Source organism: Pseudoalteromonas sp. OFAV1 (assembly GCF_021532595.1).
GTDB classification, from domain to species: Bacteria; Pseudomonadota; Gammaproteobacteria; order Enterobacterales; family Alteromonadaceae; genus Pseudoalteromonas; species Pseudoalteromonas lipolytica_C.
In genome coordinates this window covers 42122-57399 of record NZ_JAKGBG010000017.1, presented here as the reverse complement: position 1 = coordinate 57399, position 15278 = coordinate 42122, and the positions used below count along the sequence as shown (strand labels likewise).

Genomic DNA, 15278 nt, shown 5'->3' with positions numbered 1-15278 from the left:
CCGCTTAATTAAGTATTATTGCGGGTTGGTATTGGTCTGGTAAATCCAGTCTAGGGCTTGGGTAATCGTTGTTGGGAATGCGGTTGCATGGCGTGCCTGAGGAATAACAAATAAATTTGTTGTAACAAGCGCGCCGCTTTGTTTATTAATTTTAGCTGCTAATTGCCTCGCACCCGACACCATTTTTTCACCTTCACTTTCTTCAAGTTCTCCCACTGCGATGTAAACTTTTGTTGTGTTGGCAGCTGGTACTACAGGCAAAGCTAAAAGGCTATGCTGCTTAAACCACACTGAAGGACTGCCGATAATGTAACTTGAAAAAAGCGAAGGCTCGGTAAATAAGGTAAAGGAAGCAAATAAACCACCCAGTGAGTTACCGACTAATGTACTTTTTTGATTTGTTCTGTAGTGAGCCTTAATATATGGCAATACAGATTGTTTTAGAAAGTTTAGATACTGGCTTGCTCCGCCAGTTTTACGTTGCCAATTTTTATCTTCAAATGGCGTATAGTCATAAATACGGCTATTAAGCCCCGGCACACCTTTTTGATACCCTACTGCGACGATAATCACCTCTTCCATCGCCCCCGAATTCATCATAAAGCGACTGACGCCAGAGGCAATTGGCAAACTGTAGTTTGCATCTAACAAGTAAACAACTGGGTAGCGCTTCTGGCTTTGTGCTTGGTAGCTGCGTGGGAGTTTAATTGTAATGGGGTATTCGTTTTCGGTATGTTTACCTTTAACTAAAACAGTATTAGTGCGTGGCAAAGTAAATGGCTCAGCATGGCTTACTGAGCTCACGCCGAAAACACTGATCACAAAAACGAGCAATAGCAATAAATAAGGCATAGTTAATCCTTCAGCCACTTCTTAATTGGTAACAGCCACTCATCTTTTGGCTTATAAAATGCACCATGGGAGAGCCCCGTATTGATGCTTAGTTCTTCGAACTTAGTTACTGCACTTCTATCAATTAAAAACTGGCAAGAGCCAACCTGATCTGAGCGTTCAAAGATAGAGTAAACCTTGCCGTAAGCTTTAACTGATGAGTTCTTTTTTATTAGGCCAGCACAACCTGCCAATATAACTAAGTTAATATGTGTGCGTTTAAGCTCATTGGCTGCCAGTATCGACAATGCCCCACCCCGTGAAAAACCAACCAAACTAATATTCGACTCATCAACACCGGCGCTGATCAATGCTTCAACATCTGCAGCAAGTTTTTTCGCAAATGCAAATGGTTCAGTGTCTTTTGGCCTGTGATAGGCAATTAAATGATAACTATCATCTGCAAGTGCTTCTTTTACCGAAATAAAGTCATAAACACCAAAGGTTTTGTGAACAGGCTTAGGGTTTTTACCTTCGACGATAAAACCATGGGAATAAAAAACATAGTGCTCATGCGGATCAATCTCTGTTGGAAACTGGCTGTAAATAGTGCCAGCGAGAGCAGGCATAACCCAACAAGCACAGGTTAAAAGTAGTGTACGTAACACTGGTATCCCTTTGAAAAATAAAATCGTACTGATTGCACGATAATAACAGTTTTAAAAATAATATCTTAGTTGTAAGTCAGGTCGCTTTGCCTAAGTGAGAAGTGAGTTAACCCTAATCAAAAACCTAAAGAGATCTCCAAAAACCAACTTGAGGTATATTCATAGCTTTTTGATATAAGTTAAGTAAAAAAACAATGACAGCGATGTCAATTGACAGTAAAAAAGCGTATTGTAAAAAAAAAGTTAAAGCAATCACTAATTTTAGACGTCTAGACGTTGAAAAAACAAATTCTTAAGCGTACTATGTTCGTAATCTGAGTTTGGCTCACATTTTTCATGAGATTTTTTAAAGATGATTGATATAAAGCACCTAAAAACCATAGCGACCCTTAAAGAGACAGGCTCATTGGTCAATACCGCCCGCGAGTTGTTTTTAACTCAATCGGCTTTATCACATCAAATTAAAGATCTCGAGAATAAGCTAGATTGCCAACTGTTCGAACGTAAGACGCAGCCTGTGCGTTTTACACCGCAAGGCATGTTACTGCTGGAGCTTGCTAATGAGGTTTTACCGAGGGTTGAAGCGACAAAGTGTCGTTTAAAAGAAAGCCTGAATCAGCCAATTTCAAATTTACGTTTAAGTGTTGAGTGTCATGCATGCTTTCATTGGTTGCTACCAACTATCAAAGAATTTAATAACTTTTGGCCTGATATCAAAATTGATTATGAGCGCGGCTTTAGCTACGACGCCATTCCAGATTTAATTAATGATGAGTTAGATCTTGTGCTGACTTCTGATATTCGTGAACCCGATCAGCTTGAGTATGCTCACCTGTTTGATTTTAAATTAAAATTAATCGTTGCACCGGATCATGAGTTGGCAAAAAAAGCCTATGTCACCGCCCTTGATTTAAAAAACGAAACTATTATTTCGTACCCTATCCCGCGAGAGCGCCAAGATATCTTTAAACATTTTATTCAAAATGCACGCTTTGATGGCACGCTTAAAACTGTTGACCAAGGTTTATTGATTTTCCAATTAGTGAGCGCTGGAATGGGTGTTGCAGCTTTACCAGATTGGCTAGTCACCCCTTATGAAAGCCAAGGACTCATTAAGTCGATTCCGTTAGGTGCACTTGGCCTTACTCGCCCTATGTATTTAGCGATGAAAAAGAATATGAAAGATAACCCTGTTTATCGCCACTTTTTAAATACGTGTAAGCAAAATAACGGTCGCTAAAGAAAGGCAAAATAATTAACATAGCTGCATCTGTTACAAACAATAATGCTGATACATGTTTGAAATTAAAAAGATCATTGGCTCATTATTAATGCCCCTGCCGTTGCTCGGGCTGCTTACTTTAGTGATGGTATTTTTAGCCATTGCCCATAAACGCAAAGCACTCTATTTGGGCTTTGTTAGCATTTTAACTTTAATGCTGATAAGCACGCCATTTATTGGTCAGTCACTGATAGCTGCAAGCAATAACCCAGCATGGCAATTTAACCAAGCAAAACACCCTAAACTCGATAATATTGTGGTACTTGGCTGCTCTATAATGCCCAACTCTCGCCTTGCCGCTAATCACCAGTTAGGCGATTGTGCGCTTGCTCGATTACTTGAAGGTGTTAAGCTTGCCCACCACTACCCAAACGCCACTCTCTATGTATCAGGGGGCGGTTTTGCTAACACCACCAATAGCCAGCTCATGTTTGAAACAGCAAAAGCGCTCGGCATTAAAGGCTCCCGAATTAAGCAAAATCCCCTCGCTATGGATACCGCTGAAGAAGCGAAGCGACTTGCCATTTATTTAGTCGATAAAAAAACAGCCCTAGTCACCTCAGCAAGCCATATGCCACGAGCGAAAGATTTATTTAATGCACAAGGTGTTGATGTGATCCCTGCTGCAACTGACTTCCAAGATTTTAGTCAGTATCCGACGTATAAGCAGTTTATACCAGATGATGATGTACTGGTTGCCGTTACCAGAGTCGCTCATGAAAAAATTGGCAGTGCTTGGGTAAGTGTGCGCCGCTGGATTGATCCAGAGGCGCTGTAGATTTAATCAGACTGGATTGTCGATATCGATAAACGTTACATCAAAACCATGCTGCTCAGCTAAAAGTTCGCCTAAGGCTTTAATGCCATAACGCTCAGTAGCATGGTGTCCTGCTGCAAAAAAGTCGATGCCTTGCTCGCGTGAACTATGAATCGTTTGCTCAGAGGCTTCACCTGTAAGATAAGCATCAATCCCTTGAGCAGCCGCTAAATCAATATACCCTTGGCCACCCCCGGTGCACCAAGCGATGGTTTCGATTTTTTCTTTTCTGACCAAACTAGTTAATGGTGCTCTATTAAGTACTTTCGCAATTTTATCGGCAAATTCTTCACCGCTTAGTGGTGTTTTTAAACGCCCTTTTACCGGCACACTATTTGGACCAGATTCAAGCCCACCAGTGAACTCAATACCAAGTAAATTTGCCAATTGTGCGTTATTACCAATGTCAGGATGAATATCTAGCGGTAAGTGATAGCCATATAAATTAATATCATTATTTAAAAGCGCTGCTATGCGGCGTTTTTTCATGCCCGTGATTGGCTGCGACTCTCCTTTCCAGAAATAGCCATGATGTACCAGAATCGTATCTGCATTTTCTGCAATAGCGGCATCAATCAATGCTTGGCTAGCTGTGACGCCCGTCACTATCTTTTTTACTTCACTCGCCCCTTCAACTTGTAAGCCATTTGGGCAAAAGTCAGCGATAGAATCAGGTTTAAGAATGTCGTTTAATAATTGAGTAAATTGTTTGCGTTGCATATGAAAATCGTCCTTCAACCCTCTATTTTGTGCAAATTTTGGCGTTTATGAGTGAAAAATGGAAGGAAAATCGCAAAAAATTGAAAAGTAAGCTGAAAATAGGTATAAATATATATTCTTAATCTGTGTTTACAACGTATAGGGTCTCTGATGAGCAAACTAGACAAAACAGAAGTGTTAAATGCCTTCGAAGCAGCATACGAAGCAGCGAATGGTAAGAAACCTGAAATCACTACAAAACCTGGTTGGTATAGCATCGATGGTGGCAAAAACTTGCGCCTTGCTGATGTTGCAGCGCTGACTGAAGAGCTCACTTCTGGTAAAACAGCTGAGCCTAAAGCAGAAGAAGCACCAAAAGCACCAGCGAAAAAAACCAAAACTAAAACCGCTGCACCGGCTAAAACAGCTAAGAAAGCACCGTTTACTGTTGTTACAGCAAACGATGATGGTTACAAAGCTGAAGAGCTTTGGATTGTTAACCTAGCTGAAAAAGACCACGATTGTCGTTTACCGCGTGGTGTTGTGTAATCAAATTACACTTAGCAATTTTAAAAACCGCTACTCGTTAGCGGTTTTTTTATGGCTATTCAATTGGTTGCTTAATATCCATTGACTTAAATAGCCAAACAATACAATAAATACGGCTCCGATTAATACGGGCATCACTAAAAAGTCCCAGCTTTGCATAGATTGCATAATCAAAATAGGGTTTGCGCCTGCCGCTGGATGTACGGTATCTGTCAACATCATTAGGCTAATTGCCAACCCTGTAGCTACAGCAATTTCAACAGCCCCTACACCGACATAATTTACAAATACAACGCCGATTAGTGCAGTTAAAAAGTGCCCACCAATAACATTCTTCGCTTTAGCTAAAGGGCTGTGTGGCACACCAAATACCAGAACCGCAGTTGCCCCAAAGGGGGCCATCAACCACACCCCATAACTTCCTAATTGCTGTAAATAGGCCAATACAAAAATTGCCATACAAGCAAACACACCCGCGATTGCCGCTTTAGTTACTTTATTATCCATTACACCTCCCAAAGTAGACCGAATTGTCTACCTCGCGAATGGTAGACAAGCCGGTCTACTTCTGTCAAGCTATCATTAATCTCCAATTGAGGCCTTGTTATGGATAAACGAACACATATTATTTTGACCGCCTTGTCACTTTTTTATCAAAAAGGCATTCATAGTGTGGGAATAAACGAAATCATTAATGTGGCGGGTGTCGCCAAAAAAACCATGTACCACCATTTCGCAAGTAAAGATGAATTGTTACTCGCGTGCCTCAGTGAGCGACATAATAGGTTTATACATTGGTTAACGCATGCCACCAGCAAGCAAACCACTGTTGAAGAGTTTAAAGCAACGTTGATCAGCTGCCATGAAGCTTGGTTTAACTCTGAAGTAACAGAGTTAGGTGATTTCAATGGCTGTTTATTTATTAACACTGCTGCTGAATTTGCTGATCCTGCAAGTCCAATTAATCAAGCCTGCAAAGAGCATAAAATAGCGGTGCAGCAGTTAATAAAACAGCGTTTATCAAACTGTAACAACATGGATAGTTCGCAGCTAAACTCACAGAGCCACTATTTGATGACGCTTGTTGAGGGCATGATCTGCCAAGCAAAACTAGTAGGAATTAAACAATTCCCTTATTTAAAACAATAAATAAACAATAAAAAAGCGGCACAATGGCCGCTTTCTGTTTAGATTTTTGCTATGTTAGATTTTTTCAAAATATAACTTTTCGCGTTTTTTCTCACCCACTTCGTTCATGGTAGCAGCATCAAATAAACGACCATTGATCATGGTGTAATCTATTTTATCTGTATCACGAATGTTAGTTAGCGGGTTACCGTCAATAACAATTAAATCGGCAAGTTTACCCGGCTCTAGAGAACCGATGTTTTTATCCAGACCAATGTATTTAGCAGGATCTAACGTTGCGGCACGAATAGCTTCAAGTGGTGTCATACCACCTTGCGCAAACATCCAAATTTCCCAATGTGCCGCTAAACCTTCACGTTGACCGTGAGCACCTAGGTTTACTAACACACCTAAGTCTTGCAGCTCTTTGGCAACACGGGCATTGTTGAAGTGGTTATAGTGATGATCGGGCGCCTTAACACGACGCATTGAACGAGGTAAAAGCTGATTCTTTGGAACAAACTTACTTAAGCGTGGGTGATTCCACACATCCGTCTTGTCGTACCAATAATTTTCACCCCAAATACCACCGTAAGCTACACCCAGTGTCGGCGTATAACCCACATCGCTTTGAGACCAAAGCTGGCGAATATCATCGTAAATATTGGCAACAGGAATTGAGTGTTCAATACCCGTATGACCATCAACTACCATGGTTAAGTTGTGCTGTAGTAATGAACCGCCTTCTGGCACAACCATCATTTCAAGTTCACGACCTGCTTCAATAACTTGTTGGCGCTGTTCACGACGAGGTTGGTTATATGATTTAACACTAAACGCACCTACTTTCTTTAAACGCTCAAGATGGAATTTAGCATCTTCTAACGAGTCAATATGCGATGTATAACCTGGCATATTTGCACCATATAAAATGGTACCCGTTGAGAAAATACGAGGGCCGACAATCATGCCTGCTTTTTGCATTTCGCTTGCAGCAAAAATCTCTGTGGTGTCGTTTGATGGATCGTGAATCGTTGTCACACCTAACGCTAAGCCAGCTAAGTTCTTCCAGTTTTGCTGTGGAATGATCTCATCGCTGCCTTGCGAGCCGTGCGCATGCGCATCAACAATACCCGGCATAATCGTCTTGCCAGTTACATCAATTACTTCTGCGCCTTTAGGAATAGCAACACTGTCTTTACTGCCAACCGCTTTAATATGCTTACCATCAGTAACAATAACGCCGTTTTCAATGACTTGCTCACCGTTCATGGTGATAATACGTGCGCCAGTTAACGCAAATACTGATTTAGGCTCGGCCATGGTTTTTGTAAAACCGATGTTATCGCCGCTTTTAACTTTAAAGTCAGTCTCTGCATTTTGGTTAATATCAAATAAACCCGCTAGGCTTGCATGATATAACTCAGGGCCTAGGCTCCAATAAAGTTTATCGCTTGTGCCACTCCAACTGATGTTTTCACCCGCGCGAACAGAGAGCTGCTCAATTGGGAATTGGCTATCTTTCGGACCAATATTAATGGTTTTGCCACGCTCAACAAATGGTGTAACAAATACTTTAAAACGCTCTGCAAACGCTAGGTATTGACCATCTGGTGATACTCTAAACTCTGTTGCATGTTCTGATTCGTAAAGTTTACGAACTTGTTTTGATTCAAGTTCAACAACACTTAATGTTGGTTTTGGCCAAGGACTCATCACATAAATACGGTCATTCGCTGCACCAAATTGCGGCTGATACCCTGATTTAGTGATAAGTGTTGAATTACCGCCTTTAGCACTTACTGAGTAAATACCTGGCTCTAATGACCATGTTGGATTAAGGATACTGCCGCCAGACGCTTTACGGTAAACAATCGTTTTGCCATCTGGGCTAAATGTTGGCTCTACGTATTTACCTGGTTCTTTGGTAATAGTATCGCCACGACCACCACGTGCAGACACAACACGTACTGAGCCCTGCTCGTTGTCATCCCATGTGGTGTAAACAATCTTCTTACCATCACGAGAAAACTGCGGGAATAATTCAAAGTGATCGTCTTGCTTAGTCAGACGCTTTACTTTGCCTGACTCTAAATCACGCTTATAAATATGACCTAGCGCCTCAAAAATAGCTGTTTCACCATCTGGTGAAATTTGTACATTACGCAGCATTTTCACATCAAAATTATCGCTATCGATGTTTTGTGTAAAGCGCACTGCTTTTTGAATTTGCTTATTGGTTTCAACTTTAAATGGAATAGTCGAGACAGACTTATCATCCACATCTAACTTATGGATTGACCCCCCCGCCCAAAATACTAGTTGTTCGTTGTCTGGTGTCCAAGCAATTGTCGGGTATACACCATGAATAGCCCATGTTTCTTGCATATCGCGTTCAAGCTCACCATAAAGCTTTGTATGCTCACCGGTATGGAGATCATATAAATACAAGCTTGTTTGGAAATCATCACGCTTGATATACGCAAGTTTTTTACCATCTGGTGAAGGTGTCGGTCGTATAGCTCCACCCATGCCATCAATAATTGTTTCAATCTCGCCGGTTTCACGGTCGTAGCGTTTAATTTTATAAATGCCCGCTACAGAGTCTTTTGAGTAATGGAATGTTTTACCCGGCGTTGCATCATGAGAGAAATAAACATAACGACCATCAGGTGAGAACATTGGCTCGCCTAAGTCTTTTTGGTCGTTCTCGCGTGCAGTTAGTTGCACACCCTTGCCACCCGCTTTGTGGTAAAGCCATACTTCACCAGCACCTAAAGAGCGGCTTGCAGTAAAGTGCTTACGCGCAACTAAATAGTCGCCATCTGGGCTCCAAGCTGGGCTATTTAACAAGCGGAATGTTTCGTTGGTTACTGCCTTTTGGTTTTCACCGTTTACATCCATAACCCAAATATTGTCACCACCGCCTTGGTCTGAAGTAAACGCAATGTGCTTACCATCAGGGCTAAAGCGTGGTTGCATTTGCCATGCAATATCACTGGTTAATTGCGTTGCAGTACCACCCGACATTGGCATGGTATAAATATCGCCGAGTAGGTCAAACACCACTGTTTTACCATCAGGGCTAATATCAACATTCATCCACGTGCCTTGCTCAACACTAATTTTAGCGTCTAGGAATTGGCCTTTTGGTGTATCTACTTGCCATTTGTCATCATTTGATTGCTCAGTTGCAGCCACTTGCCCTGATAGAGCAAGTGAAATCGATACAGCAAGCGCTGTATGAAGCATTTTCTTCATTGAAATCTCACTTTTTATTGTTTTGCTTATATGCACACTTTTAAGATTGCACCAAATAGCATAGCAAGATTCCAGCAATACGTGTTAAACAGACGTAAATTGACGACTAATGCCACGCAATCGGATCAAACTGATAAAAGCCAACCAATAAATGATAAATTTCTGGGTCAAACTGCCTGAGTTCTGCAGGTTTTTCTAAAAAGGTTTCGGTGATAACAGCAAAAAACTCGGCCTCATTAGTTGCCCCGTAACTGTGAATAACATGAGGCATGCCATAGGCTAAGTGGGTTTTGAGTTGATTAAATGCGCGGCTAAATACTTTCGCCCATTTTTGGTAATCCTCATTACTCGGAAGCAATGGCGTGCCTGTGGTTTGCCCTATTTCTTGGTCGAGTTGATGAGCAAACTCATGAAACACCAAATTATGTCCATCACTTGGTAAGCGATTGCCCTCAAGAACATCATGCCAGCTCAGTACCAAGGTTCCACCCGGCCAAGACTCTCCTTGGCGCACGGTATTGTGATAGCTTACGAGTCCTGCATTATCGCGGGAAGTTTGCGGCGCATAATAAGCACTTGGATATAAAAGGATCTCTTTTACATTGCGATACAGGGGCCAAGGTTTATTAAGCACTAAAACACAGGCATCGGCCGCTACAATCAGCTTCATTGCATCATTAAGTTTAAGGCCATCACAGCCAATAAAGCGCTTTTCATTTAAAAACCAGACAATGTGACGCTCCAGCTTTTCACGGTCTGCATCCGTCATCTTTTGGTAGATGGGCATATAGTTTAATAGCAGTTTTTTTTGCTGAGCATTGAGGGAGTAATTAAGGTATTTTTTCTGCCAAAAGTGGTTACGGATGTCATCCCAGCGCCAGTAACAGACAATAAATATAATTAAAAAAACTAACAACAACAGGTTTAGCATTACTAACGCCTAAAAAACAGTCTTGTTACTTTAATGTGTGCAAACCAAAAAAGATCAATTGTTTGCACACTTTTTATTTTCAAAAACCTTAACTTGGTGTCATGCAACCCTTATTATGCATGAAAACCCTGTTGCGGCCGCTATTTTTAGCACTGTATAAGGCATTGTCTGCATTAGATAGTAATCGATCATAGTCAGTGACTTTTGAATTATCTGCAACACCAAAGCTCACCGTAACACATAGTCCTGTTGCGATATCAGCAAAGTCATAGTCAGCTATCTGTAAACGTATGTTTTCACACAACAGTGCTGCTTGTTCAGCATTTTTGTGCGGGAATAGTAAGGTAAACTCTTCACCTCCCCATCGTGCAGCATAGCCTTCATCTGGAAAACTCATTTGTAATAATCGTGCGATTTCACAAATCACCTTATCACCGATTAAATGAGAGAAATCATCATTAATCTGTTTAAAGTGATCAATATCCATAATCGCAATACTGAGCGCTTTATCCTCATCTTGAAACTGGTTAAAGTTATTTGCTAACCAACTATCAAAGGCGCGTCTATTCGGTAATTGCGTTAATTGGTCATGGTTTGCTAAGTGGGCAAATGCATCAGCTTGTGTTTTTAGTTCATGCATTTGCTGTTCAACTTTTTCCGTTAATTCGATTTCAATTCGCTTGTAGTGATATAGTCGATATTTATAAATGACATACGCGGTAAGAAGAACGGCAATTAAGATAAATAACTTAAAGCTGGTTTTTTGCCAAAAATAAGGAGCAATTTTAAAATGCAATACTTGCTCATTATTTTGCCAATCACTATTTGGGTAGCCTGCGCGCACTTTAAAGGTATATTCACCTGGCGGTAAATTTGTGTACTCGGTAATGGTCAGACGCCCCCGGTCTACCCATTGTTGATTGTACCCACTTAATTGAGTTTGATAGTTAAGCCGAGCAGGCATAATAAAACTAAGCCCTGCGTAATTAAAAGACACACGTGAGACACCTGCCGGCAAACTAATAAAATCAGTATCAGAAGTTAAAGGGATTGATTTACCATCTACCTCAAAACTTTCTATTACAGTCGACAAACGGCGTTTACTGGCCTCTTTTAAGCGCTCTGGTGCTGCAATAGCAACGCCCTTAGCGGTCGCAACCCATATTTGACCATCAGAATGTATTACCGCAGCAGGGTTTGAGCCACCATTCGCTTGCGCACTTAGCATGCCATCGCCTTCGTCATAAAGCTGCATGGAAACGTCCATTGGTTTAGCTGGGTTATCTAATAACGTATTGAGTTGTGATTTGTTAACCTGAATGACACCGCGATTACTGGTAAGCCAAAGTGAATCACCTTGTTCAATCACTTGGAACAGTTTATCAACTGGTAAACCTTGCTCTCGGCCAAACAAACTCATTTGATCTGTGCTGAGGTTGTAGCGAACTAGCCCTCGGTCTGTGGCGAGCCACATTTTATCGCCATCCAAATAAAAACCGAATGCATACTCAGTGCTAAACTGATCAGGAAATTTTAATGAGCTGATTTGTCCAGAAGCTGAATCTAAGATAGATACGCCAACGCCTGTGCCAATCCAGATATTGCCATAAGCATCTTCAGCAAGGGCCATGATAAAGTCGCCAGCTAAACCATCGACTGTTGTATATGAATATGTTTGCCCTGAGGTATCTATTTTAGTTAACCCACCTGCAGTCCCAACCCACAAGTTATCAGACGAATCAAATAGCACCGCGCGAACTTCGTTACTAATAAGACCATTACTTCGATTTTTAACGGGATAAATTTTGTTATCTGCAACTTTCATTAAACCCGCAGTATAAGTACCAAGCCAAACACCTCCCTGTTTATCTTCGGTAAGGCTTAAAACTGATAAAGGGTCTTTGTCGTTAGCTTGCTCAAGCGTTGTTAACTCACCATTTTCAATACGATTTAAGCCGTTACTACTGCCCACCCACAAGCTGCCATCTGAGTGAGAGAGCACTGTACGAACATAATTTGATGCCAGGCCTCTACTCTTGTTCCAATTTGTAAAAGGGGCTTCTCTTAATCGAAATAAGCCCGCGTTAGTTCCGACCCAAATGCTTTTTTCACGATCTTGCATTAGCGATAAGATACGATTATTTGGTAAACCATCGTCAGCGGCTAAATTTTCTAAACCCAATTCACTTAACCTAAACACCCCTTTATTAATGGTACCAAACCATAAATCACCATGTGCATCTTCAAGTAAGCTAGAGATAGATTCTTTATTAAGGACGGGGTCAACAGAAGTGAACTTGTCTTGTTGCTTTTTCCATACACCTTTTTCGGTGCCTACAATTAAGGTACCCGAATTCGTTAGTAGTAAAGTAAACACGGAGGCGTCGGGCAACCCTGAATCTCGGCTAACCTTACTAACCTTGCTATCTATAATTTGATACAAGCCATCACTGGTTGCCGCCCAAATAACGCCCTCTTGGTCTTGCAACAAGCGATAAACACTCAGTTTATCAAGTAGTTTTTGTTCAGGTGCATGCTCTGTGGCCCGATAAGCAATCCCCTCTCCTTCGAGGGCAAGCCAAATCTCACCTTGTTCAGTTATAAGTGCATGATTTATCATAGCTGACGATGTTGCTAAAGCGCGCCATTGCCCTTGAGTTCGCTGTGCAATACCACCTCGTGCACCAACTATATATAAATCACCATTATCCATCGGAATAAGGCTACGCAATCCAGAGTCAGGTAAGCCGGGAATTTCTGTACGGGTAAAAAGTTTAAATTCACGACCATTGAAACGAGCGAGCCCTTCCCAAGTTGCTATCCAAATATAACCGTCATTTGTTTGTGTAACTGAATTTATGCTGTTATGTGGAAGGCCTGCCGGTGTACTCCAAGTCTCGGTAAAATAATCACTGAGAGAGAGGCGTGCAGAATCTGCAAAAGCATTGAAACACAAGAAAAGTAAAATACAGCTAACTACCCGCACCATAAACTAAGACCCTGATATTTATTATCATTCTTTTCAGTGATGTAGTTTTATAGGTTCAGGGTTAAGCAAAACCCCGAATGGAACCAACTTACTTAATTAAGCGAATTGCTAAAATACTACATTAGTTGCAATTTTTACTTACTTTAATCACATTTAGCAACAATCAATTACAAAAATTTGTAATTTTTTCTTGTAGTACCTTTAAAAACTGCGCTACATGAAGTCCATCCATCAAGGCATGATGAACGTCAATCGACAGAGGCATTTTTCCAGTTTTTGAATCAAACTGGCCGAATACAAACTTAGGAATACCAAGTCCGTGACCTTCACTTACCGCATGCGAAAAACCAGTAAAGTTTAACCATGGTAGCACTGAGATATGAATTAGGTCTGGCTGCCCTTCTGTTGCAGCAAATGCATCAGAGAAAAAAGCTTGTACTTTACTGTTTTTTCCCACTTCAATAGCATGTTTAGAAAACGCTTCAATCGACGCCTGTTTTTCAAAATAACTAAATCGGAACGTATCATCATCAGCAAGCTCAACCACACTCCCTCGTACCGATGACAGTTGTACCGGTAGAGAATTTATAATACGTTGCCGCATTGGGGCGTAGTCATGACACGCTTCCAAAGTCAGGTATACATATGTATGAAAAAATGAGTACGGCGATTTTTTACATTTTTCATAAAGCGCAGCCATATCAAGTGAAACACAGACATTAAAATAAGGTAAAGAAAACTCACTGAAAAAAGCAAAATGTTGCTTTCGAGGCCAAGAATCTAAATCAATCGGTGTGATTTCACAAAGTGCTGTATCCATAAGAGACCCTCGAAGATTAAAAATCGAGTTTAACGAGTTAAAATGGCTTCGTCACTTAGTTGCGACAAATTACGAGCACAAAAAAAGGTGCGACCTGCGCACCTTTTCGAACAACTAATTTAATTAATTATAAACCGTTTTCGATGATTTCTAATGCTAGTTCATCGGCAATTAAATGTGTTGATTTTTGTTCTTTCTCTGAGCGAGCAAAGATTTCAGTTAAGGTATCGTAAATACCTTCAACGTGCTTAGTTGAAGCTTCTGCACTATAACCTTCTGGCGCAGTTTCGTAGTAAACGTTGATAATACCACCAGCGTTAATAACGTAATCTGGCGCGTATAAGATACCTTTTTCACGGATGATCTCACCGTGACGAGACTCTGCTAATTGGTTATTCGCACAACCAGCAATAATCGTTGCTTTTAAGCGAGGGATGGTATTATCGTTTACCGTTGCGCCCAGTGCACACGGTGCATAAACATCAACATCTAAGTCGTAGATTTCATCAATACCAACAGCCGTTGCATTGAAGTCATTTACAACACGCTCAACAGCTTGCTCGTTGATATCTGTTACAAATAATGTTGCGCCCGCTTCATGTAGGTGCTTACAAAGGCCATATGCCACTGCACCTAAACCTTGCACGGCTACTTTGATGCCAGCTAGATCTTGATGACCACGTTGATGCTGTAAAGCAGCTTTAATACCTAAGAATGTACCGTATGCCGTAAATGGTGATGGGTTGCCACTTTTACCTTCAAGGCCTAATACATAGTTAGTTTCTTTATTCATGATAGCCACATCATCACAGGTGATGTTTACATCTTCAGCTGAATAGTAGCTACCGCTTAAACGCTCTAGTTGGCGACCAAATGCACGGAAAAGTTGCTCTGATTTAATTTCTTTAGCATTACCGATGATCACTGACTTACCGCCACCAAATGGTAAACGTGCTACAGCATTTTTATACGTCATACCTTTTGATAAACGAAGTGCATCTGTTACAGCATCTTCATCTGTTGTGTAATCCCACATTCTGCAACCACCAACAGCTGGACCTAACTTGGTATTGTGAACCGCGATAATAGCTTTTAGGCCTGATTCTTTATCTGAACAAAACACCACTTGCTCGTGGTTATCAAAGTCGACTTTATTAAATACAGCCACAGTTAAATACTCCGAAATTTTCTTACCCTAAGGGGTGTGAGCGCTGAAATTGCCGAGACTTTATCACTTCATATGCTCGCTTACCACCATATGAGATGATAAAACTAAGCAAAGTTCAATGACAGAAATAACAAC

Annotated in this window: 13 protein-coding genes; 4 read left to right on the top strand and 9 right to left on the bottom strand. The window is 41.1% G+C overall.

Annotation, left to right across the window (positions count from 1 at the left end; genetic code table 11):
• Positions 1-15: 15 nt before the first annotated feature.
• Positions 16-852 (bottom strand): alpha/beta hydrolase, encoded by an 837-nt coding sequence (locus L1267_RS11575; RefSeq protein WP_235382907.1) that lies wholly within the window; start codon positions 850-852, stop codon positions 16-18.
• Positions 853-854: 2 nt separating this feature from the next.
• Complete coding sequence (locus tag L1267_RS11570) at positions 855-1499, bottom strand: alpha/beta hydrolase (protein ID WP_235382906.1); 645 nt, start codon at positions 1497-1499, stop codon at positions 855-857.
• Between the two features lie 352 nt (positions 1500-1851).
• Here L1267_RS11570 and L1267_RS11565 point away from each other — a divergent pair, with 352 nt between their 5' ends.
• Together L1267_RS11565 and L1267_RS11560 are read left to right on the top strand one after the other, a co-directional pair.
• Positions 1852-2739, top strand: coding sequence for a LysR substrate-binding domain-containing protein (locus tag L1267_RS11565; RefSeq protein WP_054551603.1), 888 nt, complete (start codon positions 1852-1854; stop codon positions 2737-2739).
• Positions 2740-2794: 55 nt separating this feature from the next.
• Positions 2795-3559 carry a YdcF family protein gene (locus tag L1267_RS11560; protein ID WP_135924174.1) on the top strand — a complete coding sequence of 255 codons (765 nt, stop codon included), beginning with the start codon at positions 2795-2797 and terminating at the stop codon, positions 3557-3559.
• Positions 3560-3565: 6 nt separating this feature from the next.
• Here the strand turns inward: L1267_RS11560 and L1267_RS11555 are convergent, their stop codons facing one another.
• A complete protein-coding gene (locus L1267_RS11555) occupies positions 3566-4318 on the bottom strand; it encodes a Nif3-like dinuclear metal center hexameric protein (RefSeq protein ID WP_138556787.1) in 753 nt (250 codons plus the stop codon).
• Between the two features lie 150 nt (positions 4319-4468).
• Here L1267_RS11555 and L1267_RS11550 point away from each other — a divergent pair, with 150 nt between their 5' ends.
• Positions 4469-4846 (top strand): hypothetical protein, encoded by a 378-nt coding sequence (locus L1267_RS11550; protein ID WP_063706001.1) that lies wholly within the window; start codon positions 4469-4471, stop codon positions 4844-4846.
• A 30-nt stretch (positions 4847-4876) separates the two neighbouring features.
• On the opposite strand, the gene L1267_RS11545 is transcribed toward L1267_RS11550, so the two are convergent.
• Positions 4877-5353 carry an HPP family protein gene (locus L1267_RS11545; RefSeq protein ID WP_235382905.1) on the bottom strand — a complete coding sequence of 159 codons (477 nt, stop codon included), beginning with the start codon at positions 5351-5353 and terminating at the stop codon, positions 4877-4879.
• 99 nt (positions 5354-5452) lie between these two features.
• On the opposite strand from L1267_RS11545, the gene L1267_RS11540 reads away from it, so the two are divergent.
• The gene (locus L1267_RS11540; protein WP_235382904.1) at positions 5453-5995 is read left to right on the top strand and encodes a TetR/AcrR family transcriptional regulator; all 543 of its coding nucleotides are present in this window, start codon (positions 5453-5455) and stop codon (positions 5993-5995) included.
• Positions 5996-6049: 54 nt separating this feature from the next.
• Here the strand turns inward: L1267_RS11540 and L1267_RS11535 are convergent, their stop codons facing one another.
• The 5 genes from L1267_RS11535 to L1267_RS11515 form a co-directional block, all read right to left on the bottom strand.
• Positions 6050-9235, bottom strand: coding sequence for an amidohydrolase family protein (locus L1267_RS11535; RefSeq protein WP_235382903.1), 3186 nt, complete (start codon positions 9233-9235; stop codon positions 6050-6052).
• Positions 9236-9341: 106 nt separating this feature from the next.
• Positions 9342-10166, bottom strand: a complete 825-nt coding sequence (locus tag L1267_RS11530) for a M90 family metallopeptidase (protein ID WP_235382902.1) — start codon at positions 10164-10166, stop codon at positions 9342-9344.
• A gap of 88 nt (positions 10167-10254) precedes the next feature.
• Positions 10255-13155, bottom strand: a complete 2901-nt coding sequence (locus L1267_RS11525) for a ligand-binding sensor domain-containing diguanylate cyclase (protein ID WP_235382901.1) — start codon at positions 13153-13155, stop codon at positions 10255-10257.
• Between the two features lie 163 nt (positions 13156-13318).
• Positions 13319-13975 (bottom strand): CatA-like O-acetyltransferase, encoded by a 657-nt coding sequence (locus tag L1267_RS11520; RefSeq protein ID WP_268842610.1) that lies wholly within the window; start codon positions 13973-13975, stop codon positions 13319-13321.
• Between the two features lie 127 nt (positions 13976-14102).
• Positions 14103-15143: a Leu/Phe/Val dehydrogenase gene (locus L1267_RS11515; protein WP_135924167.1), complete on the bottom strand. Its 1041-nt coding sequence runs from the start codon at positions 15141-15143 to the stop codon at positions 14103-14105.
• Between the last annotated feature and the right edge of the window lie 135 nt (positions 15144-15278).

What these genes read in the sequence shown, in the direction of transcription:
- L1267_RS11540 (WP_235382904.1), top strand. Translation starts at nt 5,453, where the DNA reads ATGGATAAACGAACACATATTATTTTGACCGCCTTGTCACTTTTTTAT.
- L1267_RS11535 (WP_235382903.1), bottom strand. Translation starts at nt 9,235, where the DNA reads ATGAAGAAAATGCTTCATACAGCGCTTGCTGTATCGATTTCACTTGCT.
- L1267_RS11555 (WP_138556787.1), bottom strand. Translation starts at nt 4,318, where the DNA reads ATGCAACGCAAACAATTTACTCAATTATTAAACGACATTCTTAAACCT.
- L1267_RS11565 (WP_054551603.1), top strand. Translation starts at nt 1,852, where the DNA reads ATGATTGATATAAAGCACCTAAAAACCATAGCGACCCTTAAAGAGACA.
- L1267_RS11560 (WP_135924174.1), top strand. Translation starts at nt 2,795, where the DNA reads ATGTTTGAAATTAAAAAGATCATTGGCTCATTATTAATGCCCCTGCCG.
- L1267_RS11550 (WP_063706001.1), top strand. Translation starts at nt 4,469, where the DNA reads ATGAGCAAACTAGACAAAACAGAAGTGTTAAATGCCTTCGAAGCAGCA.
- L1267_RS11575 (WP_235382907.1), bottom strand. Translation starts at nt 852, where the DNA reads ATGCCTTATTTATTGCTATTGCTCGTTTTTGTGATCAGTGTTTTCGGC.
- L1267_RS11530 (WP_235382902.1), bottom strand. Translation starts at nt 10,166, where the DNA reads ATGCTAAACCTGTTGTTGTTAGTTTTTTTAATTATATTTATTGTCTGT.
- L1267_RS11545 (WP_235382905.1), bottom strand. Translation starts at nt 5,353, where the DNA reads ATGGATAATAAAGTAACTAAAGCGGCAATCGCGGGTGTGTTTGCTTGT.
- L1267_RS11525 (WP_235382901.1), bottom strand. Translation starts at nt 13,155, where the DNA reads ATGGTGCGGGTAGTTAGCTGTATTTTACTTTTCTTGTGTTTCAATGCT.
- L1267_RS11520 (WP_268842610.1), bottom strand. Translation starts at nt 13,975, where the DNA reads ATGGATACAGCACTTTGTGAAATCACACCGATTGATTTAGATTCTTGG.